Source organism: Paenibacillus sp. FSL R7-0302 (genome assembly GCF_038006885.1).
In the GTDB taxonomy this organism is placed as follows: domain Bacteria; phylum Bacillota; class Bacilli; order Paenibacillales; family Paenibacillaceae; genus Paenibacillus_AQ.
This window is the reverse complement of the sequence record NZ_JBBOWB010000001.1, coordinates 5,831,479-5,855,708: the sequence shown is the minus strand read 5'-3', so window position 1 is coordinate 5,855,708 and position 24,230 is coordinate 5,831,479. Positions and strand designations below refer to the sequence as shown.

General features: G+C 52.3%; 23 protein-coding genes and 1 pseudogene. 18 read left to right on the top strand and 6 right to left on the bottom strand.

Translation table 11 applies throughout. The features are described from left to right. Positions 1–48 precede the first annotated feature (48 nt). The gene (locus MKY96_RS25250; RefSeq protein WP_340944287.1) at positions 49–1,926 is read right to left on the bottom strand and encodes a leucine-rich repeat domain-containing protein; all 1,878 of its coding nucleotides are present in this window, start codon (positions 1,924–1,926) and stop codon (positions 49–51) included. Positions 1,927–2,201: 275 nt separating this feature from the next. Here MKY96_RS25250 and MKY96_RS25245 point away from each other — a divergent pair, with 275 nt between their 5' ends. Both MKY96_RS25245 and MKY96_RS25240 read left to right on the top strand, forming a co-directional pair. After that, positions 2,202–2,774: a TetR/AcrR family transcriptional regulator gene (locus MKY96_RS25245; protein WP_340944282.1), complete on the top strand. Its 573-nt coding sequence runs from the start codon at positions 2,202–2,204 to the stop codon at positions 2,772–2,774. A 19-nt stretch (positions 2,775–2,793) separates the two neighbouring features. After that, complete coding sequence (locus tag MKY96_RS25240) at positions 2,794–3,612, top strand: CPBP family intramembrane glutamic endopeptidase (protein WP_340944278.1); 819 nt, start codon at positions 2,794–2,796, stop codon at positions 3,610–3,612. Positions 3,613–3,641: 29 nt separating this feature from the next. Here MKY96_RS25240 and MKY96_RS25235 read toward each other — a convergent pair. Then, a pseudogene (locus MKY96_RS25235) lies at positions 3,642–4,229 on the bottom strand (RBBP9/YdeN family alpha/beta hydrolase). Positions 4,230–4,376: 147 nt separating this feature from the next. Continuing rightward, complete coding sequence (locus MKY96_RS25230; RefSeq protein WP_340944276.1) at positions 4,377–5,582, bottom strand: MFS transporter; 1,206 nt, start codon at positions 5,580–5,582, stop codon at positions 4,377–4,379. 357 nt (positions 5,583–5,939) lie between these two features. On the opposite strand from MKY96_RS25230, the gene MKY96_RS25225 reads away from it, so the two are divergent. The 8 genes from MKY96_RS25225 to MKY96_RS25190 all read left to right on the top strand — a co-directional run bounded on the left by MKY96_RS25225 (position 5,940) and on the right by MKY96_RS25190 (position 13,962). Beyond that, positions 5,940–7,904, top strand: coding sequence for an ABC1 kinase family protein (locus tag MKY96_RS25225; RefSeq protein WP_340944273.1), 1,965 nt, complete (start codon positions 5,940–5,942; stop codon positions 7,902–7,904). An 18-nt stretch (positions 7,905–7,922) separates the two neighbouring features. Further along, the gene (locus MKY96_RS25220) at positions 7,923–8,444 is read left to right on the top strand and encodes a hypothetical protein (RefSeq protein WP_340944272.1); all 522 of its coding nucleotides are present in this window, start codon (positions 7,923–7,925) and stop codon (positions 8,442–8,444) included. A gap of 165 nt (positions 8,445–8,609) precedes the next feature. Further along, a complete protein-coding gene (locus MKY96_RS25215; RefSeq protein ID WP_340944270.1) occupies positions 8,610–9,599 on the top strand; it encodes a tRNA dihydrouridine synthase in 990 nt (329 codons plus the stop codon). Positions 9,600–9,609: 10 nt separating this feature from the next. Next, complete coding sequence (locus tag MKY96_RS25210; RefSeq protein WP_340944269.1) at positions 9,610–10,329, top strand: SDR family NAD(P)-dependent oxidoreductase; 720 nt, start codon at positions 9,610–9,612, stop codon at positions 10,327–10,329. 30 nt (positions 10,330–10,359) lie between these two features. Continuing rightward, positions 10,360–10,806 (top strand): copper amine oxidase N-terminal domain-containing protein, encoded by a 447-nt coding sequence (locus MKY96_RS25205; protein WP_340944266.1) that lies wholly within the window; start codon positions 10,360–10,362, stop codon positions 10,804–10,806. Positions 10,807–11,038: 232 nt separating this feature from the next. Next, positions 11,039–12,265 (top strand): RtcB family protein, encoded by a 1,227-nt coding sequence (locus tag MKY96_RS25200; RefSeq protein ID WP_340944264.1) that lies wholly within the window; start codon positions 11,039–11,041, stop codon positions 12,263–12,265. Between the two features lie 129 nt (positions 12,266–12,394). Beyond that, positions 12,395–13,339 (top strand): SEC-C domain-containing protein, encoded by a 945-nt coding sequence (locus MKY96_RS25195; protein WP_340944262.1) that lies wholly within the window; start codon positions 12,395–12,397, stop codon positions 13,337–13,339. Between the two features lie 53 nt (positions 13,340–13,392). Beyond that, positions 13,393–13,962, top strand: a complete 570-nt coding sequence (locus MKY96_RS25190) for an SF0329 family protein (protein ID WP_340944259.1) — start codon at positions 13,393–13,395, stop codon at positions 13,960–13,962. A gap of 70 nt (positions 13,963–14,032) precedes the next feature. Here the strand turns inward: MKY96_RS25190 and MKY96_RS25185 are convergent, their stop codons facing one another. After that, positions 14,033–14,722 carry a response regulator transcription factor gene (locus tag MKY96_RS25185; protein WP_340944257.1) on the bottom strand — a complete coding sequence of 230 codons (690 nt, stop codon included), beginning with the start codon at positions 14,720–14,722 and terminating at the stop codon, positions 14,033–14,035. A 7-nt stretch (positions 14,723–14,729) separates the two neighbouring features. After that, positions 14,730–16,883 carry a sensor histidine kinase gene (locus tag MKY96_RS25180; RefSeq protein ID WP_340944256.1) on the bottom strand — a complete coding sequence of 718 codons (2,154 nt, stop codon included), beginning with the start codon at positions 16,881–16,883 and terminating at the stop codon, positions 14,730–14,732. 343 nt (positions 16,884–17,226) lie between these two features. Here MKY96_RS25180 and MKY96_RS25175 point away from each other — a divergent pair, with 343 nt between their 5' ends. From MKY96_RS25175 to MKY96_RS25165, 3 genes are all read left to right on the top strand, one after another. Further along, positions 17,227–18,246, top strand: coding sequence for a carbohydrate-binding protein (locus tag MKY96_RS25175; protein WP_340944253.1), 1,020 nt, complete (start codon positions 17,227–17,229; stop codon positions 18,244–18,246). Positions 18,247–18,639: 393 nt separating this feature from the next. Next, positions 18,640–19,602 carry a helix-turn-helix transcriptional regulator gene (locus MKY96_RS25170; RefSeq protein WP_340944250.1) on the top strand — a complete coding sequence of 321 codons (963 nt, stop codon included), beginning with the start codon at positions 18,640–18,642 and terminating at the stop codon, positions 19,600–19,602. 26 nt (positions 19,603–19,628) lie between these two features. After that, entirely contained in the window at positions 19,629–19,880 is a 252-nt protein-coding gene (locus tag MKY96_RS25165) for a hypothetical protein (protein WP_340944249.1), read from the top strand. A 94-nt stretch (positions 19,881–19,974) separates the two neighbouring features. Here the strand turns inward: MKY96_RS25165 and MKY96_RS25160 are convergent, their stop codons facing one another. Then, positions 19,975–20,715 carry a class I SAM-dependent methyltransferase gene (locus MKY96_RS25160; RefSeq protein WP_340944248.1) on the bottom strand — a complete coding sequence of 247 codons (741 nt, stop codon included), beginning with the start codon at positions 20,713–20,715 and terminating at the stop codon, positions 19,975–19,977. A gap of 205 nt (positions 20,716–20,920) precedes the next feature. Here MKY96_RS25160 and MKY96_RS25155 point away from each other — a divergent pair, with 205 nt between their 5' ends. The 5 genes from MKY96_RS25155 (at position 20,921) to MKY96_RS25135 (ending at position 24,212) form a co-directional block, all read left to right on the top strand. Next, positions 20,921–21,538 carry a type 1 glutamine amidotransferase family protein gene (locus tag MKY96_RS25155; RefSeq protein WP_340944247.1) on the top strand — a complete coding sequence of 206 codons (618 nt, stop codon included), beginning with the start codon at positions 20,921–20,923 and terminating at the stop codon, positions 21,536–21,538. A gap of 15 nt (positions 21,539–21,553) precedes the next feature. After that, positions 21,554–22,084, top strand: coding sequence for a VOC family protein (locus tag MKY96_RS25150; RefSeq protein WP_340944246.1), 531 nt, complete (start codon positions 21,554–21,556; stop codon positions 22,082–22,084). A gap of 149 nt (positions 22,085–22,233) precedes the next feature. After that, positions 22,234–22,497 carry a hypothetical protein gene (locus MKY96_RS25145; protein ID WP_340944244.1) on the top strand — a complete coding sequence of 88 codons (264 nt, stop codon included), beginning with the start codon at positions 22,234–22,236 and terminating at the stop codon, positions 22,495–22,497. A 28-nt stretch (positions 22,498–22,525) separates the two neighbouring features. Then, a complete protein-coding gene (locus MKY96_RS25140) occupies positions 22,526–22,801 on the top strand; it encodes a hypothetical protein (RefSeq protein ID WP_340944243.1) in 276 nt (91 codons plus the stop codon). Between the two features lie 379 nt (positions 22,802–23,180). Then, positions 23,181–24,212, top strand: coding sequence for a trypsin-like serine protease (locus MKY96_RS25135; protein ID WP_340944241.1), 1,032 nt, complete (start codon positions 23,181–23,183; stop codon positions 24,210–24,212). The last annotated feature ends 18 nt before the right edge of the window (positions 24,213–24,230 follow it).

The window sequence follows — 24,230 nt, the reverse complement described above, 5'->3', positions numbered from 1 at the left end:
CTCGGGCATTTGCTTCCCACAGCGTCATTCTCGTGTCATGCAGGGAAATTAATACACCTGCACGCCCGCACCAAGCACGGATTTGTTCAGCACAGAATTGCCGGTCAAAAATATCTTTTGCAGATTAGGCAGCTTGCTCAAGGTTTCTATATCGGAAATCGCATTGTTCTCCAGATGAAGCGCCTCGATGGCCTGCCACTTGCTCATGAACGTAAGAGAAGCCAGGTTGTTGTCCTGCAGGGTGAAGGAACGCAGAGCAGTCAGGCCCGCGAAGTAAGGCATCACCTGGTCAACCTCATTAACGGAGTTGTTGTTCATGGAGAAGTCTGGCTGGTCCAAGGTCAGATGCTCAAGCGCACTATTCGTTGCTGCTGCCTGCTTGAAATTCAGGCGGCATTCCGAGCACACCAGCGTGTTCACCTGCTTCAGACGGAATAAGGCATCGCTCTCTGAATAGAGCGACGAATCGTAGATACTTAGTGTCTTCAGACGGGGCAAGCTGTCCAGCGCACGAAGCTGGATGATGTCGTCGCTCCCCCAGAGGGACAGCTGCGCAAGCTCCGGGAATTTCTTCAGCTCAGCCATATTAAGCTCCCCGCTTCCGCCCCGGAGTGTCAGGTCCGTTACCGCAGGGGCCTTCAGCCCGGAGAGGAAGGATGTTGGGATCTCCGCCCGCTTGACGCCCGGTAAGGCCAGTGCCTCTGGCTTCTCGTAGTAACCGGACAATGTGATTTCCCGCAGAGAAGACAGGTAGTTCACGGCCGCTACTGAGCCGAGCTTGCTTAAGGAAGCCAGGCGCAGGGTGGTAATGGAGGCCTTACCGGCCAGAGGCTTCAGGCTGGTGAAATTCAGATTCTCGATATCCAGCGTTTGCAGAGCAGGCATGTTCTGCAAGAAGTCGATGGATTTTACATTGGTTAAATATGAAAGCTTAAGCTCCTGAAGCTGGGTTAAGGCATACAGCGGCTGCAAGTCTGTCGCCTCACTATAATGAATCGCCAGAGAGGACAGCCCGGTCATAGACGATAACCACCCCAGGTCATTGACGAAGGTAAGGGACAGGGACTTCAGCGGAAGCTTATTGAGCAGATGCAAATCCGTTATAGACTCATCCACATAGGTAATGGATAGTGAGCTTAGATTGGGAAATTCCAGCAGCAGGGCCACTTCCTGATTACTGCGCAGTTGAGTAACCAGCTCCGTAATTTTGGACTTGTCGCCGAAATAACCGGAGAATCTGCTGAAGGATTCGTTGAAGGCGCCGCCATAGCTTTTTAATCCGGGCATATGGGCAAGACTGGTTTGCTCCGTCTGGTCAATTTCGTAGGTTCCATTCAGGTCCAGTGCCGTCAGTCCCTTAAAGGCTTCGAAGTCCCGCTGATCAATTCGCTGGTCATTCAGCCGCTTGTCCTGGGTAATATAAGTGATCTTCTCGGCCCGCTCATTGCTGAAGGGATCGGTGAGACTGTAAGTGAATTTCCACTGGTCATTCTCCGAACGCTCCACGGTTAAATAGCGCAGACGGGCGATCTCCTCCTCTGTCGGCAAGGCATTTCCTTTACCCAGGATCTCCCGCAGGAAGGAGAGCAGGACCTCGCTTTCGGGCATCGTCCGTACAGACAGATTAGCCTTGGTTGCCTGCTGCGGGGAACTGAGGCCGTAATAAATATAAGTACCGATGGCCCCTCCCAGCACCAGCAACATAATTAGCACCAGCCTGACGGGAAAGGAGACGGAGACGGGCGGCTTCGGCGCTGCCTTGGGAGGGGGTGTCCCGTGATAATGGTTAATGGTCTGATCCACATAGTAGACATTATTTTGCTTGAGCAGAAGCTCAGTCTGGCAATAAGGGCACTTGAGGATGGTGCCTTCCTTGTATTCAATTCTTCCGCTGCAATTGGGACAGTTCAACGGGATAAATGCCACGGGCTGCCGCCTCCTTCATGATGTGATGATGAAATTGCGCCGGTATCACTTGAATTAACTTATCGGAATTTACGTGAGTTTCGCTGATTTGTTCCATTATTCTCTGGAGTGAAGCTCATAACTTGATTCTATATGAACAAATGCTCAGAACACAACAGTTGTCAAAAAGGAGAATCAAGCCGTTAAGATTAGGTTGACACCTGGGACGGTTTATATATATCATATGATATATATCATTAGTTATGTATTTAATGCTCTATTTCAGGAGGAAGCCCGTGGCACCCAAAAAAAAGTTCAGCAAAGAACAAATCATCGATGCGGCGTTCGAGATTGCGAGGACCGAAGGAGTGGATGCCGTGACCATCCGTAAGGTGGCCGAGAAGCTGGGAGGCTCTATCGCCCCCATCTATGTCAATTTCAAAGAGGCTGGCGAGCTGGTGGAGGAGGTATACCAGAGAACGCTTACGGTAAGCAGACAGATTCTGCTGGAGCAGAACTCCGGGCATCCGTTCCATGATATCGGGGCGGCCAGCATCCGTTTTGCCAGAGAGTATCCGGTGCTGTTCCGGGATCTGGTGATGAAGAAGAACGGTCAGGCGAAGTACAATGAGGCAGAGACGCAGGGATTCATTCAGATGATGCGAACGGACCCGGATCTGAATGGATTAACCGATGATGAACTGGGGATGATTTTGCTCAAGATGAAGATGTTCCAGGTCGGGATGAGTGTAATGGTTGCGAACGAATTGCTGCCGGACCATTATACGGAGGAGCAGATGATTCAGCTATTGAACAGCGCGGCAGAGGATGTCATCAGCACGGCGAAGCGCAGAACGGAGCAATCCTGAACCCGGAGGGGATGATCATATGACAGCAGGCAGAACAAGGCTTAGTCTTCTATTGTTCATCGTTATTGTGCTGGCGTGCGGCTGGATTGGGGTATGGGTGGATACGAAGCTGCCGGATCAGCCGGAAGGGAATTCACCGGGAATGGGCTTATGGCTGATTTTGCCGGTGATCGCCATGCTAGTACTACGGCTGGTGAACCGCGATTGGAAGGATATGGGCGTAAGGTTCAATTTGAGAGAAAATAAGAAGTGGTACGTTGCAGCCATTGCAGTCTATCCGTTAATTATGTTTATTGTGGTGGGGCTTGCTCTGCTGTTCAATAGCGCCAGCGCTTCAGAGGCCGAACTACATACGATTCTATCCCTCGTTGGGGTATCGCTCGCCGGCAGCTTCATTAAGAACATCTTCGAGGAATTCGCTTGGCGCGGCTATCTGACTCCGAAGCTGATTGAGCTGAAGCTGAATGACTGGATAATCTATCTCGTGTCCGGTCTGGTCTGGGCGCTGTGGCATACGGCTTATTATCTGGTTTTTCTGCCGGATACTTATTTCGGGACAACCACGAGGTGGGGCTATGTCCTCATCGGCTGTGTGCTTATGGTTGCCTGGTCCATCATGTACGTTGAGCTCTATCGTCTTACGCAATCGGTGTGGCCGTGTGTACTCATGCACGCTGTGGAGGATGGGGTGCCTACCTTGCTGGTATCGGTTGCCGGGATCATTACATTCACGCCGGTAGGCGAGCTGTGGTTCAGCCCGACCACCGGCGTGCTGACGACGGTTCTGTTCATCGGATTCGGATTATGGCTCAGAGCTAGACGATTGAAGCGTGTATGAGGATAGGATCTGGGCGAGAGATGGGCAGATTATTTTGTCTCATGCCCGATCATATCGCGCAGAACATCATAGGCAATAGGTAAAGTAGTAAAGCCGTCACTATCCAGAAAGTGTCCGCCGTGCTCCACCTCGTAGAAATCGGCATGAATGACTTGTGCCAATTCCTTGCTAAGCGCGACTGGAACAATGGCATCATCCCTGGAGGCAATCACTGCACGTTTGGGGGCCAGTGCTGCGGCCTCGCTGTAGTCGGTCTGATCCTGCGTGAACTCATCAAGCATTGGCAGGCCGGGCAGCGGCTACGTGAAGCCGGATACCAGAACCAGCCCGCCGAGTGGTTCCTGCAGCTTCGCCTTAAGAAGATATTTGAGAAGCGAGACGCAGCCCAAGCTGTGAGCAACGAAATAGGTGTCCCGTTTCAGCACCTTGGCCTTACTGGACAGATGCTCCAGCCATTCCTGCAGCTTAGGCGATAAGGGTGCCGGCATTTCCAGAATATCCGCCGTGATCCCGCCTGCCGCGAGCTGCTCCTGTAACCAGCCAAACCAATGATTCGCCGGGGTGGCCCCGTAACCATGAACAATATACACATGCTTGCTGCTTGTTGGATCAGCCATATCGTAAGCTCCTTCCATTAAGTAAAAATAAATATTCCCAGATGCGTATATTATAGATTCTTCCATCTGGCAGGCACAACCCCTAAAAAGACCGCCTTCCCACTTACGGGAGTACGGTCTATTTAGCTTCATGTACTTACTAGCAGGTTACTCGTCTGTACCTTTCCCCGCGAATCTGACAAATACGAATAATCCAATCAGGACCACAACGATCCCCGACCAGAAGAACCAGAACGGAACGCCGAACCGGTCGGCCACTGGACCCGCCAGTGCAAGCCCGACCGGAGAAGACAAGAGTCCGATACTTGTCACGAAGGAGAGCACGCGCCCTAACAGCTCAGGCTCATAAGACTTCTGGATCATCGCCATATACGGGCCGTTGAACAAGGGCGCTGCTGCGCCCATCAGGAAGGATAGGATGGTAAAAGCAAGGAACGCCTCGCGCCCGACTACCCCGCTCAGGACACAGGTGAGCCCGATCACAACCAGACTCAGACTCATGTAGGTGGTGTCCTTCCATCTGGAAGCAAGCACCGACAGCAGCGCACCGCCAAGGATCATCCCGATCCCGAATACGGCCTCAATCAGGCTGGCGCTGTAACCGCCGCGTCCGAAATGGGACAGCGTCATCAAGGGGAACAGCATCGCCAGCGGCATGAATACCACGCTGAAGACCGCCATGGCCACCGTTACCGTGACAATGGGCTTGTGCGACAGGAAGGCCCGCCAGCCGAGCATAAACTCCTTACGGAACGAGGGTGTCTCTACGATCTCCGGCTTCGGCTGATGAATATGAACGAACAGAAGCATAAGGTTAGCGATTAAGGCACCTGCCACATCTAAAAGTAACACTGTTCCTAGTGAAGTAGCCGAGTATACCGCTATTCCAAGCGCAGGTCCAAGGACGCTGGAAGCAGAGAAGATGAGCTGGTTCCAGCCTGCCACCCGGGTAAGCTGATCTTCCGGCGCAATCAGAGGAATCGCAGCCTGGAACGAAGGCGCATGGAAGGACGAGGCTGCCGAACGAATGAGCAGGATGGCGTACACAATCCATAAGCTGGGCTCGCCCCATAGATAATAAGCACCCAGAATCAGACTGGTTAGTGCAATGGCGCTGTCCGAGATGATCATGGTGAGCTTACGGTTCCACCGGTCCAGCCAGACACCAATGAACGGACCTAAGAGCGCTTGCGGCAGGAACCCGGCCAGACCGGCAAGCATTAGCACGGCGGCCGACCCCGTCGTCGCGGTCAGATGCCAGATGATGGAGAATTGAACCATCGCAGAAGTTAGTATTGAGAAGATTTGCCCGCTGAAGATGAAGGCGAACGTCTTTTTCCATTGTGAATTCATAAGTTTCCAGCCTCCCTAATAAAGACAGACCCAAATCCGTAAGTGGACTTGGGTCTGCAACAATTACATGACGGGACAGTGCGAAACCGGGCATAGTGAAATAAGCCGTAGCGGATCGCAATCGATGTCCTTATCGTAAATAGCAGCAGCTCAAAAAAGCCCACACTTGGTGAGAAATCAGCTTTTGTTGGGCGTGCTTACCATATACGTGGAATCATCGACTGCCATCCTCCTCAAATTTTATAGCCGAAGCTTACCATTGAAGCTCTCCAGTTGTCAATAATACCGGGAGCATTCCGCATCTTCAGCCCCGTGTGCTATATTGGGAATAATGAAGCGGATACAGGGGGCTGGAGGATGTTCTTTTTCATAGTAATGCTTGTATGTTTCTGTGTGTTCACAGCGCTTGCCTATATATTCAATGCGAAGCATAAGCTCGTGATGCCGCTGATCAGCGCGGTGGCGGTCAGTATGCTGGTGCAAGTGCTGGAGCAATTCTACATGAGCAGCATTATTGTCGTGGCGTTCATTCTCTATTTCATCATAAGCAGCATCAGGACCTTCAAGCATGAACAGTTTCAGTTGATGGTGGCTATCTTGTTCAGTACGTCCATTGTAACCCTGATCATAACCTCAACCTACTTCAAGCAGCCCGTGGTTCCCTCCGAAGCAGAGATGGTCAGGGTGATGTTCATCTATTACCCGGTGCTGATTCTATTTATCTCCTGCTATACCTACATGCTGCTTAGCGTGTTCAATTTCAAGCTGCTGCAGTCCGGGAACCCGCTCGGGTATGTGATGGGTAAGATGCGCGGCTTCAGGCGTATGATCCGTCTGCTCTGGATCGCTTCACGCAAAGGGCTGAACCATCTGCTCCAGCAGGATCACGCGAAGCTGCCGCAGGTGATTGCTGCCATTCTGGATAACATGGGCGGGGTCTTCGTGAAGTTCGGGCAAGTCTTATCGACCAAGAAGGATCTGCTGCCAGCGCAATACATCGAAGCGTTCTCCAGCCTGCATGACCAGGTTAAGCCGCTCAGCCAGAAGGAGCTGAAGGAGATCATTGACAGCCGGATCGGCGATCTGGAGGAGACGTATGAAGACTTCGGGATGGAGCCTATTGCAGCCGCTTCGATCGGTCAGGTGCATCTGGCACGGCTGAAGTCCACGGGAGAGAAGGTCGTCGTCAAAATCCTGCGGCCGGATGTGAAGCAGAAGATGGGCGTGGACCTGGATCTGTTAATTCAATTCGTGACCCGGCTATCCGAACGCTCCTCCAAAATCCGGAAACTTGGCTTAATTCAGCTCGCCGAAGGCTTCAAAACGAATCTGATCGAAGAGACGGACTTCGACATTGAAGCACTGAATACCAACCTGCTGCGCCAAGCGTTCCAGGAACACGATATTCCGATCCAAGTGCCGAAGATCTACACCGAGTATTCAACCAAGCAGATTCTGACTATGGAATATATTGAAGGGCAGCGGTTCACACAAAAGGTGACCAGCGATGTGTCCGAAATGATCATGCATGCGTTCCTGCAGCAGATTCTGATGATCGGCATCTTCCACGCCGATCCGCATCCCGGCAATCTGATGCTGACCCGGGACGGGAAGGTCGCGCTGATTGACTTCGGTTCCGTGGGCTACCTGACGGAGGAGGAGCGGGCTGGGATGTTGAACTTCCTGATGGGCTACAGCCGGAAGGATACGAAGCAGATGACCCAGGGCCTGGCCGGGGTCTGTGAAGAAGGAGAGCTGCTGGATGTGCGGATGATTGAGCGGCGCCTCAGCAGACTTTTGTCCGAAGCCTCGTTCTCGCCTGATCCTACCAGTGTCATGATGAGACGGCTCATGTCGATGATTACCGAGCTGGGGATATCCTTGAAGCCGACGGTGGCCGGGGCCTTCCGGGCGATTATTACCCTGGACGGGACCTTGTCCTCTGTGGATGAGTCGTATTCCTTATCCGCAGCGAGCCAGTCCTTCGCAGAGCAGATGGATCAAGGGCAGATCGTGAAGGATCAGCTAAGCAAGGTGAAGGGGCGGCTGGAGGATTATATCCCGAAACTACTGGAGCTGCCGCTGCTGAAGGAGAACCGGATCACCCTTGCGCGTGAGGACAATCATAGCCTGACGGATTTCATCGGGACGCTGACGGTTGGGATTTTCACCGTGATCTGTATGGTGGTCATGCTGGCAAGCTTCTGGGTGCAGGGGGAGGTCATGCGGTTCGTCCTGGCTCCCTTATCGATGTCAGGCTTCGGCACGGGGATGATTATTCTGATGATGTCTGTGATTAAGCAGTTGAAACCCAGAGGCTAGAGGAGGGCAGAAGAGATTATGGCAGGTGTATTCTCGAACAAGAAGAAGATACGCGGCTGGAAGCGCAGAGTGAAGCAGATTGACCAGTGGAAAAAAGGGTGCATGCATCTCGACCTGGAGGAGCTGCAAGCTACCCGGCGGGATTATGTGAAGCTGTGGATCGACCCCTTCTACAGGTTGAACAGGCGCAATCCGCCGGTGTGGTATTCCCGCCTGCTGCTGGAGGCGATGATTGAGGTGTACCATGCCTGGTCCCGGCAGATGGCCGGGTTCAATGAACCCTACTATTTGAGAATCTGGTTCTATCATCCGAACTTCATCCAGTCGCAGCTTGTGGTCGCCTTCCGGGAGGGGCTGCATTTCTACGATAATACCTTCGAGGCAGGAGGCGAGAGCCAGGTGTTCCCCTGGGATCTATACGGAACAGTGCCCGGTCTAGAGGACTTCATCTGGGAGCCTGCCGCTGAACCGGAGCCCTATTGTCTGCCCGGACAGCCGGGGGCCCAAGCCGCACAGGTATGGTTAGGCAGGATTCAATAGCGATGAAGACACCAACGGCCCCAGAGAATTCTCTGGGGCTTATTGGCTGTAGAGGGGGGAAGCTCCTGGGCTCGGCAGCTACCAATCCCCCGGAGTTATGATATAATTTAGCTTTATTATGGCTGGATAAGGGATTATCCTGGCGCACATAGAGAGGTACTTCATATGATAAATAATTTCTGGCGTGAATTACCACGCCCTTTCTTTATACTGGCCCCGATGGAGGATGTGACGGATGTGGTGTTTCGTCATGTGGTGAGTGCGGCGGGCCGGCCGGATGTGTTTTTTACGGAGTTTGCGAATTCTGAGAGCTATTGCCACCCGGAGGGGCACCATGCTGTGCGCGGGCGTCTGACGTTCACAGAGGATGAACAACCGATGGTGGCCCATATCTGGGGAGATAAACCGGAATACTTCCGCAAGATGAGCATCGGTATGGCCGAGGAAGGCTTCCGTGGCATCGACATTAATATGGGTTGTCCTGTTGCGAATGTCGCGGAGAACGGGAAGGGCAGCGGCCTGATCTGTCGTCCCGGACTCGCAGCGGAGATCATCCAGGCGGCGAAGGCCGGAGGACTGCCCGTTAGCATCAAGACCCGGCTCGGATTTACTCATGTGGACGAGTGGCGGGGCTGGTTGACTCATATTTTGCAGCAGGACATTGTGAATCTGTCCATCCATCTGCGTACGCGGGAGGAGATGAGCAAGGTCCCGGCTCACTGGGAGCTGATCCCGGAGATCAAGAAGCTGCGCAATGAGATCGCGCCGGACACCCTGCTGACGATTAACGGGGACATTGCAGACCGGGAGACTGGCCTTAAGCTGGCCGCAGAGTATGGGGTGGACGGGATTATGATCGGGCGCGGGATTTTTCAGAATCCGTTCGCGTTCGAGCAGGAGCCGAGGGAGCATAGCAGCCAGGAGCTCTTGGATCTGCTGCGGCTGCATCTGGATCTCTATGATCAATACTCAGGACAGGCACCACGTTCGTTCAGCCCGTTGCAGCGCTTCTTCAAAATCTACGTCCGCGGCTTCCGCGGCGCCAGTGAACTCAGAAATAATCTGATGAACACCAAGTCTACCCGTGAGGTGCGTGCGCTGCTGGATGAATTCGCAAGCAAAGAGCAGAACGGTGCGGAGGAGCTTAACGAATAAGGAGGATAATATGAGACGTTTCATTATTTTTGGCGCGAGTAAAGGCTTGGGAGAAGCCTTCGTCAAGGCGTTGCCGGTGCCGGGCGATCAGGTCTGGGTGGTCTCCAGAACATATCCGGACAGCATGAAGCTGGAGGATGGGGTGCAGCGGATCTGGATTGAGGCTGACTTGGCGAAGCCGGATGCTGCGGGGCGAATTGCAGAATCATTGAACGGCGTTACCCTGGACGTATTCATCTATAATGTTGGCGTATGGGAGAGCAAGGGCTTCAGCGCTGACTATGATTTTGAACAGGATGACCCGGCTGAGATTGCCAGTATCATTAACATTAATGTGACTGCGGCGATTACGTGCATCCAGAAGCTTTTGCCGAATCTGAAGCAGTCTGCGCATGCCAACATTATCTTCATCGGTTCCACGGCAGGCCTGGATCATAATGACTACACTCAGGTCTCGTTCACCGCTTCCAAGTTCGGCCTGCGCGGAATCGCCAATGCGTTGAGGGAGCATGTGAAGCCTTATGGGATCGGTGTGACTATCATCAATCCCGGGGAGATCGCTACCCAGATTCCGCTGGAGGCCGGAGTCGAGCCTGTCTTGTCCGCCTATAACGGCGCGCAGATCCCGCTTCAGGATATCGTATCCCTGGTACAATGCGTCATGAACCTGTCCAAGGCTTCCTGTGTGAAGGAGATTAATATTCCGGCGATGCTGGATTCGAATGCGTAGGGATGAATTCTTAATTTGGAGGAGGGTCTTATGAAATTAAAATTTATAATACCGCTTCTCGTCTTCATCATGGTCTCAGTAGGCTGTATTTCAGTCTCCAGTGTGAGTGCAGCGACACCAACCACGTATGGCTCTGTTATTTTAGACGGGAAGCCACTTGGCTTCGATGCTAAGCCCATCATCATAAATGGAAACACGATGGTACCGTTTCGTAAAATATTTGAAGCCTTAAATATGAATGTTAAGTGGGATTCCAAAACTGGAAATGTTACGGCCCAAACCACAGGGATAACGATTAAAATGACAGTGGATAGTCTTAAGGCCAATGTCAATGGAAAAGAATTCACTTTAACTCAAACGCCATTTAATACGCCTGAAGGAACAGTTTATGTGAATCTACGATTTATTAGCCAAGCTGTTGGAGCCAGTATAAGCTGGGATAATGTAAAGAAAATTGCAATAATAGATACTAAATAAACTCCGTTTAATCGTACCGAAAGAATGTACTCTTATGTGATAGTAAATAGGCCGTTTCCTTTACGGGGCGGTCTATTAACGTATGCTACATTGTTAGATATCCCCAGTTCGTAATACTTCCGCCATGTACTTTGGTCCCCCGATAAGCGAATATAGACACAGAAGCTTAAGTGGGCATGGAGGACGCTGCAGTACCATCGCGGTGATCCCGATTATAGGAGGTTGAACGATAATGGCTTATCAGAATATAGACGGCGTGCGGGTGTGGGGGAAGCCGGACGATGGCGCGCTGGTGCAGGCCCGTATGTGTGCGGAAACCGGGAATGTGGTGCAGACCCTGCTCATGGCGGATCATCATAAAGGCTACAGCCAGCCGATCGGCGGCGTAGTCGTGTACGATGGGCAAATCTCCCCGTCCGGTGTGGGTTACGATATTGGCTGCGGGAATAAGGCGGTACGGACCGGCTTGAAGATAGAGGAGCTGCGGCCACGGCTCTCAGAAATCATGGACGAGATTGCCCGCAGAATCTCCTTCGGCATAGGCCGGGTTAATAACGAGCGGGTGGAACATGAGCTGTTCGATGACACGGATTGGGCGGTATTCAAGGCGGTGGGCAGCGGAGTACATGATAAGCTCAAGGACCTGGCGCAGAATCAGCTGGGTACGGTCGGCAGCGGCAACCACTTCGTAGACATATTAGAAGAAGACGCAACCGGCCGGGTGTGGATTGCCAATCATTTCGGCAGCAGAGGGTTCGGGCATAAGACAGCGAGCGGATTCCTTAACCTGGCAGCAGGCAGAGACTTCCTGGCGAATGCCCCCGGAGAAAAGATGGATCAGCCGCCCGTCCTGCTTGACCTGAACAGTGAGCTGGGCGATATGTATTACAGAGCCATGAAGCTGGCCGGTCGCTATGCTTATGCAGGAAGAGACTACGTTATCCAGCAAGTGCTGGCTATTCTGGGAACGGAAGCGGACCTGGAGGTGCACAATCATCATAACTATGCTTGGAAAGAGACGCATGACAGCAAGGAAGTCATCGTTGTCCGCAAAGGGGCTACTCCATCCGCACCCGGCCAGACTGGTTTTATCGGCGGCAGCATGGGAGACATCTCCGTAATCGTCCGGGGTAAGGACAGCGGGGAGAACCGGGAGGCTTATTACAGCACCGTTCATGGAGCAGGCCGAATCATGAGCCGGACCCAGGCTGCGGGCCGGATGAACTATAAAACCCGTACCCGCAGCGGCGGTCAAATTACGACAGCGCAAATGCTGGAGGCGGTCCGGCAGTTCGGCGTAGTGCTGCGCGGCGCGGGCACGGACGAGAGTCCTTTTGTCTACCGGAAGCTGCAAGAGGTACTGGATGCGCATGCCGGGACCATTGAGGTTATGCACGTGCTGAAGCCGGTGGGCGTATGTATGGCGGGGGCGGATGAGTTCGATCCGTATAAGGATTGAGGGGGGACTCATCCATCACGAGTTCTCCACAGGAGGGCAACAAGGACGGGAAGTATGGTAACATGGAGATATGTGCCGGATTATGGGAGACTAGATAGAGGCCAATTCTAATCTCAGAGGTGTATGAACATGATAGAAAGAAATGACCCTTGTCCTTGCGGCAGCGGCAAAAAGTACAAGCGGTGCTGTATGCTTAAGCAGGCGGAAGAATTATCGTTGCAGGCGAAGGGGCGCCGTTTTTTTGACCGGAAATATAAGTTGACTACCGATCTGTATGACTTTGTCGCTCAGAAGCAGGGCGGAGAATGGAATTTCGAGCATCAGAAGTGTCAACGCTTCGATCCTGTGTTAGGATCGTTAAGGAATGGCGCCGGTAACATGTGGGCGTACTTCTTCCAAGTCTATGAGAATGGGTTACGCGGTATTGAGTGGTTCCTGGAGGAGAAGGGCCGGCGGTATTCCGGGGAAGAACGGAGGATGCTGGACAACTGGACAGCAATGAGACCTTCCTGCTATCAGATGGTGGACCATTATGAGCAGGGCACGGTTATTGAAGATATTTGGACCAAGGAAAGATTCAAGATGCCTTATAATGAAACGATGATAAAGATGCCACCCTGGACAGTAGCAATCGCTATGCTTGAGCCGTTCGTGGAGGATTGGTGTATACATGGAGTGACGATGTGGGGACACCCTGATATAGCGCGGGAGATCATAGCACGAGTTGGGGCGTTGCAGGAGGAACAAGCTGCGGCTTCCGGGCAGGAGAGCTCACCTGCGGACATCTTGACCAGCCACTACCCCGAACTGCTCGAATTGTGCCAACGGATCAATGAGAAGTCACGCAGCCGGTATCCGGATCACGAAGCTGCTCAGGAGACTAAGCCTCAGAGCAAGCTGCCTATGCTAATGGAATGGATTCGTGAGGAACAAGCGCAGGACCCCGGAGAAAGCGCCGAAACTCTTATTCGGGCGAGAGAATATCAACAATACCGGAGAAACCCGGAATCCTCAGCGTTGAATCTTCTGCGCATAGAACTCGGATTACCCGAAGCGCCGTTTGCGGATTATTAAAATATTGGGGAAGAGGCCGGCAGGCCTTTTCCCATTTTCATGGAGGTGAAGACATGTCCTGGAGCAAACTCAAGCAACAACTGGAGGGCTTCCTCAGCCCATCCTTAGAGGGACGGGTAGAGTACCGGGCGCCCGCTTACCGCTATTCGCCGGATAAATCAGGCACCTGTTATATTACGGTGGACAAGAAGAACATTCTCAGCATGACCGACAAGTCCAGCCCCATCCGCTGGTATTCGTCCGAGCTGGAGGTCAAGAATGACCCGGAGCTGCATATACCCGTCACCAATGAAGATATTGAAGCGGTCAGACAAACGGCCAAGGGGCCGATCCCCGAGGATCGCCTGATCGTCATGGCCCGAAGCCGCTTAACCACCGAACACGCCAAGGCATTAATGTTGGCCCAGGCTGGCCTGACGAAATCGAATTTCATTGTGGCGGCGAATAAGTTCCTGGTTACGCCTATTGAGGAGAGCCTGGAGAGCAGTGATATGGTACTGAATATTCTGGCTCTAATGGACCGGAGAGTCGGGCGGAAGCGGATCGAGGGGATGGCCGGGAAGATGCAGCGGAAGCATCCGGCGGTGGAGTATTTCTATGATCTGCGTCGCGGGGCATTATGACTGTTACACATACAAGAATCAGCTGTAAAAGCTCCACTGGCTCCGCTGCCGTTGGAGCTATTTGCCATGCTCAGCGCTTGCCCGCAACCAGCATATAGCCGGCCCCCCGGACGGTAATGATCCGCTCGGGATGAACGGGATCGTCCTCGATTTTTTTGCGCAGATTACTGATGTGGACAGCGACCGTCCGCGTATCCTCCAGACTCTTCATCCCCCAGATGAGGTGAAACAGCGTATCGACCGTGACCACTTGATTCACGTTCTGTGCCATGTAGGAGAGCAGGCTGAATTCTTTTTTGGACAGAAAAATCGTTCTGCTGCCCATATGGACAGACTGTGCATAGAAATCCAGCGTTAGTCCCGGCAGCTCCAGCAGCTGTTCCCTTCTGCCCGTGGACACTCTGCGAAGGTGGGCCTTGATCTTGGCCATGAGGACGCCGGGACTGAACGGCTTGGTCACATAATCGTCGCCGCCATAGGATAAGGCGCTGATCTTCACCTCATCCTCCTCTTGACTGCTTAGGAACACAATCGGGGCATTCGTGTAATTGCGTGCGTTCTTGCACCAGTCAATGCCGTTCTCATTCGCCAGCAGCACATCCAGCACAATCAGGTCCGGGTTAAATGACGCAAGCAGCATCATAGCATCGGCTCCGCTGTGGCAAGATGAGGACTCGAAGCCTTCCCGCTGGCAGTATAGCTGAACAATCTCACAGATATGGGGATCGTCGTCGACGATCATAATTCGGTATATGTCCATTCTATTGTCACTCTCCTGCTTCCTGAATCAATGGCAATATGACCTGGAAAATCGACCCGGTCTTCCCGTCACTCTCCGCCCTCACACTCCCGCCATGCGCTTGTACAATTTCCCTGCAAATCGCCAGCCCCAGCCCGCTGCCATCTACGCCCATGTCCAGCCCCGGCCGGTCCACCCGGTAATTGCGGTCGAAAATCTGCTCCAGCTGCTCTGGAGGAATACCCATGCCGGAGTCCTGCACGCTGATGACCGCACAACGCTTATCGTTCATCTCATCCACAGCTAAGGCAAGACGCACCAACCCGCCGGCAGGAGTGAACTTCATCGCATTCGACACCAGATTGAACAGCGCCTGCTCTAATCGTTGTGTATCGATCCGGGCAACGGGCAGGTTAGCGCTTGAAGCTGCTGTATCCCCGATGTCCAGATCGAAATCCAGCCCCGCATCCCGCACCACCAGCTCATATTGTTCATAGAAGCCGCGCAGGAACTGAGTCACCTGAACAGGCTCCATCCGGTATTCCACCTGCCCTGTCTCCAGATGGGACAAGAAGCTCAGCTCCCCGATCATCCGGTTGATCCTTATCGTGTTATCGCGGATATACTGCAGATACTGTTCATTGCGCTCCGGCTTCACCCTATCCATCACTGCCTCGACATAACCCAGCATACTGGCCAGCGGCATGCGCAGATCATGCGTAATGTAGGCCAGCAGCTTCTTCCGGCCTTCCTCGGAGTGCAGTAACCGCTCATACGACAGGCGGAGATCCTCGTGGGCTGCGGATAAGGCATGGGTGCGCTCCAGCACGAGCTGCTCCAGATTGGCATTCATCCCGGTGAGCTTGAGATTGGCTTCCTGCAGCTCCCGGGCAATCCGTTCTTCATTCGTTGCTGCCCTTGTGAATCTGGAGGAGAGCAGCAGCATCTGGGCGACCGTGAAGATAAGCAGTCCGAATGGCGAGCTGTTCTCAATGGGCGACCATTCGTTGTAATACAGGAAATCGTTGGTCACCGTAGCCAGAGCCACCACCGACACCAGCAGGAAGCTCAGCGCTCCCTCCATCCGCCGTAAGGCCGCATGAGCCAGCCCCACCATCAGATACACCATATGGAGCACCACGACCACACCGATCAGCAGCAGCATCCGGGAATAGACGAGGGCAGGGGTCACCACAACAACCAGACAGAGTGCGCCGGTGACGATCCGGCTGCCATAGCGGAACCAACGCGACACGTAATCCGGGAAAATGCATTCAAAATACATCGTGATCATCCACCCGCCAAGGCATAGGATCAGATACTCGAGCTTGAACTGCAATTCCCACGGAAAATGAGGCAGCCACTGGGTTAACATAAGCTCACCGTTCAGCAGGGAGCGGATAGAGAACATCACAGTGAACAGACCGAAGTATAGCGGTGCCCGGTCTTTACGCCGCAGCATGAACAGCAGCAGATGATACACGCCGATCACCAGCAGGCTGGCCGTGATGAACATATCCGCAGCAATCCTCAGATGAGTCCGGACCGTTAACACATTACTGCCGCCCAGCTCAATATTCTTAGTGATGCCGCCCCGCTTATGATGGAAGTTCGCGACCTGCATCACCAGCTCCACCGTGTCGCCTTCAGGCTGGAAGAACACCAGCTTCGTCGCCAGACGCGGCGTCATGCCCTCTTTGTCCTGATCCACCACACCGACTTCAGCTAGCAGCTCTCCATTCACCCACAATTTATACGCATTAAAAATAGTAGGCAGCCGCAGAGCCAGCCGCTCCTTACGATCCTGCTCGCTAAGCTGGATCACCAGCCGGAAGGTGGCATAGCCTTCGCTCTTCAGCGCTTGACCGTCCAGCGGGTAGCCCAGCCAGGAGCTGGGGAGGTTGATATACCGGTCCCGGTCTGATTCCCCGCCTGCCATCCGGCTTCGTATATCCCCGGGTGAGAGCAGCTCGTGCCAATAGAAGGCCCATTCTCCCTGTAACTTCAGCGGATTCATACGGATAGAGGTATGCGTTAGATTCAGAAGGCCTTCCTTGCTTCGAGGCTTGGGAGCATCCGGCGTTGTAGACAAGAGAGCATAGCTTGCGATCAGCCCGATAACCACAACTACAGCGATATGTAACCAGATTTTACGAGAACCGGACCTTAGTATACCCCTCATGATGAAGCCGACCCCAATCTACAAGATTCGTCATTCTTAAGCTCATTGCCTTAATGATAGCATCATTGCCGAAAATTGTGTGAAATTGCACGATGTAAAGTTCTCTTCTCTTTCATGAACAGGCTAAATTGCTGTGTAGAATGCCAAGCATGGAAGCGGATATGTCGAAAATTGTAAGCTACTACGGTTGATTCGAAAAATACAAAAATGCTGGAATGAATTAGAAAATCGGTAATAAAATATAGTACCCTGATAGTGGCCCCGTAAAGTAACTGAGTAAGTATCGAAGCCATAGCACTTTGTGGGGTTATTCTATGGGAAACGATCTAAGGAGGCTTGGCTATTGTATAAGAAAGTGTCAGTCAGAGCTGTATCCCTAATGGCCGTGATGGTAATGCTGTTGTCCGTGTTCTTCACCGCCTTACCGAATGCAAATGCAGCCGCGAGAGGAGCGTGGTCGCCGAACACGGCCTATGCGGTGAATGACACCGTAACTTATGGCGGAGGTACATATACCTGTCTTCAGGCGCATACGTCCCTGACCGGCTGGGAGCCGCCGAATGTTCCTGCACTATGGAAAAGCGGCAGCACCACCACACCAACGCCCACGCCCACAACGCCACCAGCTACGAACGGAGCCATTTTCTATGCAGACAGGGACTATGGCGGCAAGGCCGTCACCCTGGGAACAGGCAATTATGTGCTGTCCCAGCTGAACAATGCGGGCATTCCGAATGACTGGATGTCCTCGCTCAAGGTGCCCAGCGGCTGGACGGTGGAGGTGTATGCGGACGATAATTTTGGCGGCACGAAGTGGACCTATACATCAAGCTCCTCCTGGGTCGGCGATAGTGTGAATGATAAGATGTCTTCGGTCAAAATCTACACCGGTTCACCGCCCGCAACCGGCGTCACCCGCCCCTCCGAGGTGCCCAGCCAGATCTGGACGTATGCCATGAATGTGGACAATAAATTCGGAAAAGGCGGGGATTTCGCACTACTACTGAGCGCGGTGATCAAGAAGGAGAGCAGCTTCGGGGCAGGTCTGCCGGGCAGTCCATCCGCCGGTGACGGATTGATGCAGGTTGAACCGAATACACGTGCCGCGTATGCCTCCCAATTCAGCGCCAAATTCGGCCGCACGTATAATCACAGCAGCGAACAGGATCAGGTAGCCTTAGGCGGACTGATTCTTGATGAGAAGATCGCAAGATTCGGCAACATCTACAACGGACTCTTACACTACAACGGGGGCGACAACTGGTATCCAGGCGCCACCGATTCCTACGGCCGCCCAATTCTGGCGGATCAATATGCCAATGCTGTATACGGGACATATAAGGGGTACGGCGGCAAGAACTAGGAAATTACCCTTCTTCTATAAAAAAGGACAAAGACGCTCGGGGCTCCCGCAGCGTCTTTGTCATTGTATAGGAAATTGTGATTTTTTTCTGTTGTAACACTTTTGAAGAAATCCTGCAAAAATTGCAGCAATACTGCTCAATAGAAGGGGGCTTTGCTGAAATCCTGCACGAAATGCAACAAAGTCAGCGATAACTTGCTCTCTGCACCGGAATTTGTGCAAAACATGCAACATTATACCCGCAGCTAGTGATAGCTATAGAAAAATCCTGCAAAATGTGCAACAATGCTTTTGCCCTTAGAAAGGAAATAAGACGCCCGAGGGATTCACCAGCTTATGATATACTTGGGGGTGAATGTCAGAACGATATCAAGATGAACGAGGACTTCCAATATGCCCAAAAAAGATAATCTTCTAGCCATCCTATGGATGCTGAATACCGGCGCCAAGCTGACAGCGGGGCAGATCGCCGAACGGTTGGAGCTTAATATCCGCACCGTGTACCGCTATATCGACGCCCTCTGTGCCAGCGGGGTGCCGATTATCGCAGACTCCGGCCATAATGGCGGCTACCGCCTGCTGAACCATTTCATTAAAGCCCCGCTGTTGTTCGACCTGGAGGAGAAAAAAGCGCTGCTTCATGCCGCTGAGTTCGCCAAGGAAGCCGGATACCCGGGGAGTGAGGCTTTAGACCATGCTGCCTCGAAGTTGAGGATGTATTCCAACCCGGAGCAGGAGCACATGCTCAGCCGTCAGTTAGCGGGATTTGAGGTGGCCGGGCGCAAGGCACCGCCTGCGGTTCAATCTGTGCTCGCGGAATTAGAGCAAGCCATAGCAAGGGAATACCCGGTAGAGACCGACTACCGCACCGGGCGGGAGGAACAGGCCAAGCGCAGAACAATTGACCCCTATGGCGTCGTGTACTGGAACAACAAATGGTACACCGTAGGCTTTTGCCATCTGAAGCAGGAGATCCGCAGCTTCCGGGCTGACCGGATGCTCACCATCCAGCCGGCACCGGGACACTTCAAGCGCCCCGAAGCCTTCTCGGCCCGTGACTTCTTCCTGCAGAAGATGCTGCCTGATCTGCCAGGCAAGGGGACGTTAACCACCGTAGTCATCGCGGGTCGGGCGGAGGCCCTGGACGACCTCTGTCTTCATTGGTATTTCGCCCATCATCTGCAGGAGCGAACCCCTGGCCAAGCTATTTTCATGCTCGAAGAATGGGCTGTACAGCATTTCGTTCCGCACTTCCTTTTATCATATGGAAAGTCCATTCAGATCACCGGGCCGCAGAGCCTCAAAGACAGGGCCGCTGCGGTTGCGGCGGATTTGGCGGAGTATTACCGGGGGTGACGGTGTAAACAAGGAGGGTGACCTTTATGCGTAACCGGAAGGTTTTTTTAACACTGAGAATTCTATTAGCAGCCATTCCTATCTTCCTGTTGATCCAAAATTATGGTACCACCATTCGGATCTGGCTCAATCCCGTAACAACAACGTTAGGGCAGGTGGTTACAGTCTTACCTGACAAGGAGATTACTACACTGACATTCCTGCCCGGAAATGATGCGGAGAGCGAATTCAAGATTAAGGGTGATGATCATCTTAGCGGCCTGCTGAACCGGCTCTAAGGATAACACAACGACCCGCTGGTATTCCGTCTTGAACCAAGGGGAGATGGAGCAGATCATGAGCTTAATTATGGCAAAAAGAACAGATTGAAGCTTACAATTTCTTACATACGCTGATAAGGAGTGGGGAGGAGGGGGTGAACGGTGTTCGATCCCAGTCCGCATACTGGTGCTCGATACGAAATCCGTTACGGGTCAGTAACTCTGTCAGCGCAGCGTGTGTTGTAAACCGACAGTCGATCCGCGACTCCGTCCGCTTATAGCCCCAATCGCGAAAGGTTACCCAGTGCATAGTGGAACGTTCCGCATCGTAGGTCTGTGTGCCCGATACCTTGACTACGTTGCCGTCTGAATCGATGAATTGCCCCCAAGCCGTCTCCCCTTCATCAGACAGGTCAGTTCCTGCGGGATTGCGCGTCTCGAAGATCAGTCGTCCTCCGGGCTCCAGATGATGGTAGACGGTACGGAGCAAGGCAGCCTGATCCTCATCACTCACAAAAGCCTGAAACGCATTCCCCGTTAAATAAATCATGGCAAACCGCTTATCGGAGCGGAAGGTTCGCGCATCGGCTTCGATGAACTCTACGGGCAAGTTCCCGGCCTTCATCCGCGCATAAGCCAGCATGGAGGAAGCAATATCAACGCCAGTCATTGCGATTCCCGCTTGAGCCAGCGGCAGAGTCGTCAATCCGGTTCCGCAAGCCAGTTCCAAGACCTCGCCAGCAGCCGCTTTAGCCCACTCCAGATAGAACTGATATTTTCGTATCTCCCCGCCGAACTCCAGATCATAGTTGACCGGATCACGGTACTCTTCCAGATTGTTGTGCGTAGTCATTGCCAGTTCCTCCTTGCCAATACAATATAAATGCATAAAGGTAAGATAGCATAGCTGTTCATAGGCGGGAATGGAACTGTTGATTATAGCTGTTTTTTATTGATAGGATGGAAAGGAAATATGTTCAGCTTACATAGCTTCACTGACAGCAGTTGTCAGTGAAGCTATTTTATTATAGAGATAGTCATAGAGAGAGGAGCTACACATGAAACATACCGTATATCTATATGTGTTCGACACCATGGCCGATTGGGAGATTGGATACTTAACGGCTGAACTGAATTCGGGAAGGTACTATAAGGAGGGGGTGGCCCCGTCTGCAATAGTTACTGTTGCCAATGAGAAGACGCTTGTCACTACAATGGGCGGGCTGACAATCATGCCTGACATCACGGTGGATGAGTGCAGCATGACAAGCGCAGATGCCTTGATTCTGCCCGGCGGGAATACATGGACCGAAGCCATCCACAAGCCTATCCTAGGGCTCGCTGAGCGATGTATACAGGAGGGTATATTAGTTGCAGCCATCTGCGGAGCCACCATGGGACTGGCCCAGGCCGGCCTGCTGAATTCACGCCCGCATACAAGCAATGACCTGGAGTATCTCCGGATGGTCTGTCCTGCGTATACCGGCGGGGACTTTTACCAGATGCAGTCTGCTGTAACGGATGGCAAGCTGATCACCGCCTCCGGCATTGCTCCGTTGGAATTCACTGTGCATGTCTTGAAAGCCATGGATGTAATGGCCCCAGACAAATTGAAGGCCTGGTATAGTCTCTACAAGACCCAGGAAGCGAAGTATTTCTATGAGTTGATGAACTAAAGGAGGCATAACTTAATGACAAGCAAAGAGCATATGGGAGTATCGGGCCAATATACGGATAAGGGGAGACCCAACGGATTCACAACCATTACCCCATTCATAGCAGTAAATCATCCTTCTGAGGCGATAGAGTTCTATACAGCTGTTTTCGGTGCGAAGGTCAACTATATTACGGAATATCCCGGTGCTAACGGGGAGGCTATTATTGCTCATGCGGAACTGGATTTCGGCAATGGCCGCTTACAGCTGGGGGCAGCGAATCCGGCATATCACCTGGTCCTGCCGCCAGAGGGTGACAATGCATGTTATTCTCTGGGAATCTACGTAATGAATGTCGATCAGGTCGTAGACAATGCGGCAGCAAGAGGAGCAACGGTTAGAGAGCCGGTGGCAAGCTTCGTTTCAGGCGATAGATTCGGAAGCATCCTGGACCCCTTCGGCGTCAGATGGTCAGTGATGACCCGGATTGAGGACTTGTCCGACGAAGAGAGCAGCCGGAGGGTAGCGGAGTGGGCGGAAGCAGGGCTTAAGGGTGGGAAGGAGTAAGGGAATAGCTTGAAACGGGAAGCGAATAGGAAGTTTGGAATGCCCTCTCTTGATGGAGAGGTTTTTTCTGTTGCCACCTGGAATAAGACTGAAGCAACGGTTATCTGAAGGAAGGATGGATTTGATTATATTCGTTTTTTATTGATAGGATGGAAATGAAGTTTACTTGGGGGGACTATCGAATTCCTGCGATCCAGGTCTCGGTAGTGTCGTTATATGAAGGGAAGGAGCTGCCTTTCCGATGTGTACTGGAGAAGGTTAATCACCTAAGTAAGGTGCTGTTGCAATATGTGGATGTAGTGAAAGGCGAAGAAATCCATGAGATCGTGTCAGAGGCAGCAAAGGACAATAGTGTGGAGTCAGACAACAACTTATATAAGCTTATGGTGTATTCCAAGAGAATCATAGGTTGAAATGCTGAAGAGGAAGGAGTTGAACAGAATGGACACCCATAACTGTAACCTGAATATCTGGGCACATCTGCCGGATGAGATATGGACGAAGGTTGCTGATATATATGAGTCTATGCCAGGTTGGATGGGCTATACAGACGGAATTCCCTATTGGTTCGGGCAGGAAGCGGATGAGAGTTTCATAACGGCCTCCGTTGAACCTAGCGGGTTATTGTTCTATGCCCAGATGGAGCAGAGCCAGTGGGATGCATGGATTGGAAGGTTCAAGGCTTACGGTGGGGGAGCCGGAGGATGGCGATTTTAATTATTAAAAGTAAAATTATTCAAAAATGTGTTACATTTAGTCGACTAATGCGTCGTATAGTAATAGACAGCATGAGCCATTTCGACGAATAACGCTATTACTGATAACCGAAGGGAGGATGCGCATCACTGTATTGAAGGGCAAAACTTATGAAGAGAGGATGAGTTTGTTGAAAAAGAACTTCCGCTATTTTCTAGGCCTCATGCTCGTATTATTAATGATTCCAATGAGTGTCGCTGCTTCTAGTGCTGATCGAAATGCTGACTTGACCCATACTGTACCGAAAGCTATTATACAAGCGATGGAATTGCAGGAGCCGGCCCTTCGAGCCTATCAGAATCTCTGGGACAGTTTCGATAAAGATGAACTAGGTACACCGGTGTATCCCGAACATTATGCAGGGGAATATGTCAGCGGCGATAAACTGGTGATTATGTTAGTAGATCCTTCCGAAGAGCTGAAAGAAGAGTATATGAAGCGTGCACAGGATAGTGATCATGTTATATTTGAAAGCGCTTCATACTCGCTGGATTATTTGAATAGTCTAGATCAAGTCGTGAAACAGCTGGAGGAGCAGAATTATAGCATCGGAAGCTACGGTGTGGACCGGAAGGCTAATGTGTTCTTTGTCTCAGTGATTGAAGAAGACTACAATAAGCTTATGAGTGAGCAGCCCCAGACTCTCCAAAAGACAACAGAGAGCTTGCCTGTCCGTATCGAGCCAGGAACGTCTAATACGAGTACCGCCCAATTATGGGGAGGAGACCGGATTACCAATGAAGACAATGGCGCGGGATTAAGCGTCGGTATTGGAGGAACCTATGGCGGCAGTAATGCCATTCTGACGGCTGGACACAGCAATGAGAAGGTGGGCTTCTTCTCTCCGAGATATCCTTATATTCAGTATTCAGGGACCCGGATAGGACAGGTCGCTTATCAGCGTGCGAATCAAGCCGTCGGTGCGACTGGCGTTGATTCCCTGGGCGACTTCGCGATGGTGAAGTTAACCGGAAGCGATACGGCGACGAACAAAGTGTATGGAAGTGTATCCATAACCGGGACCTATTCATCGGTTCCTGTGGGAACCACGATCTACAAATACGGAGCAACGACCGGATATTCATGGGGGACGGTGTCGCAAGCGAGCATTAACGTCGTCTACTCCGATGGCCTGTTCAATACCTATCGCGTGAACGGCCTGTATCAGTCTCTGATGCAGAACTCATCCGGTACCGATGCCGTTGCCGGGGGAGACAGCGGAGGACCGGTATATATGAAGGATGGAAGTGCGAACAAGCTGCATGGCATTGTAACAGCCAGAAGCAATCCTACGAGCGGGCCTGCTAAGATCATGTATTCCACCCCGATTTATTATGCGGAGCATGCCGGCTTCACCGTCAAGACTAACTAGTTATACAGTACCCATAAG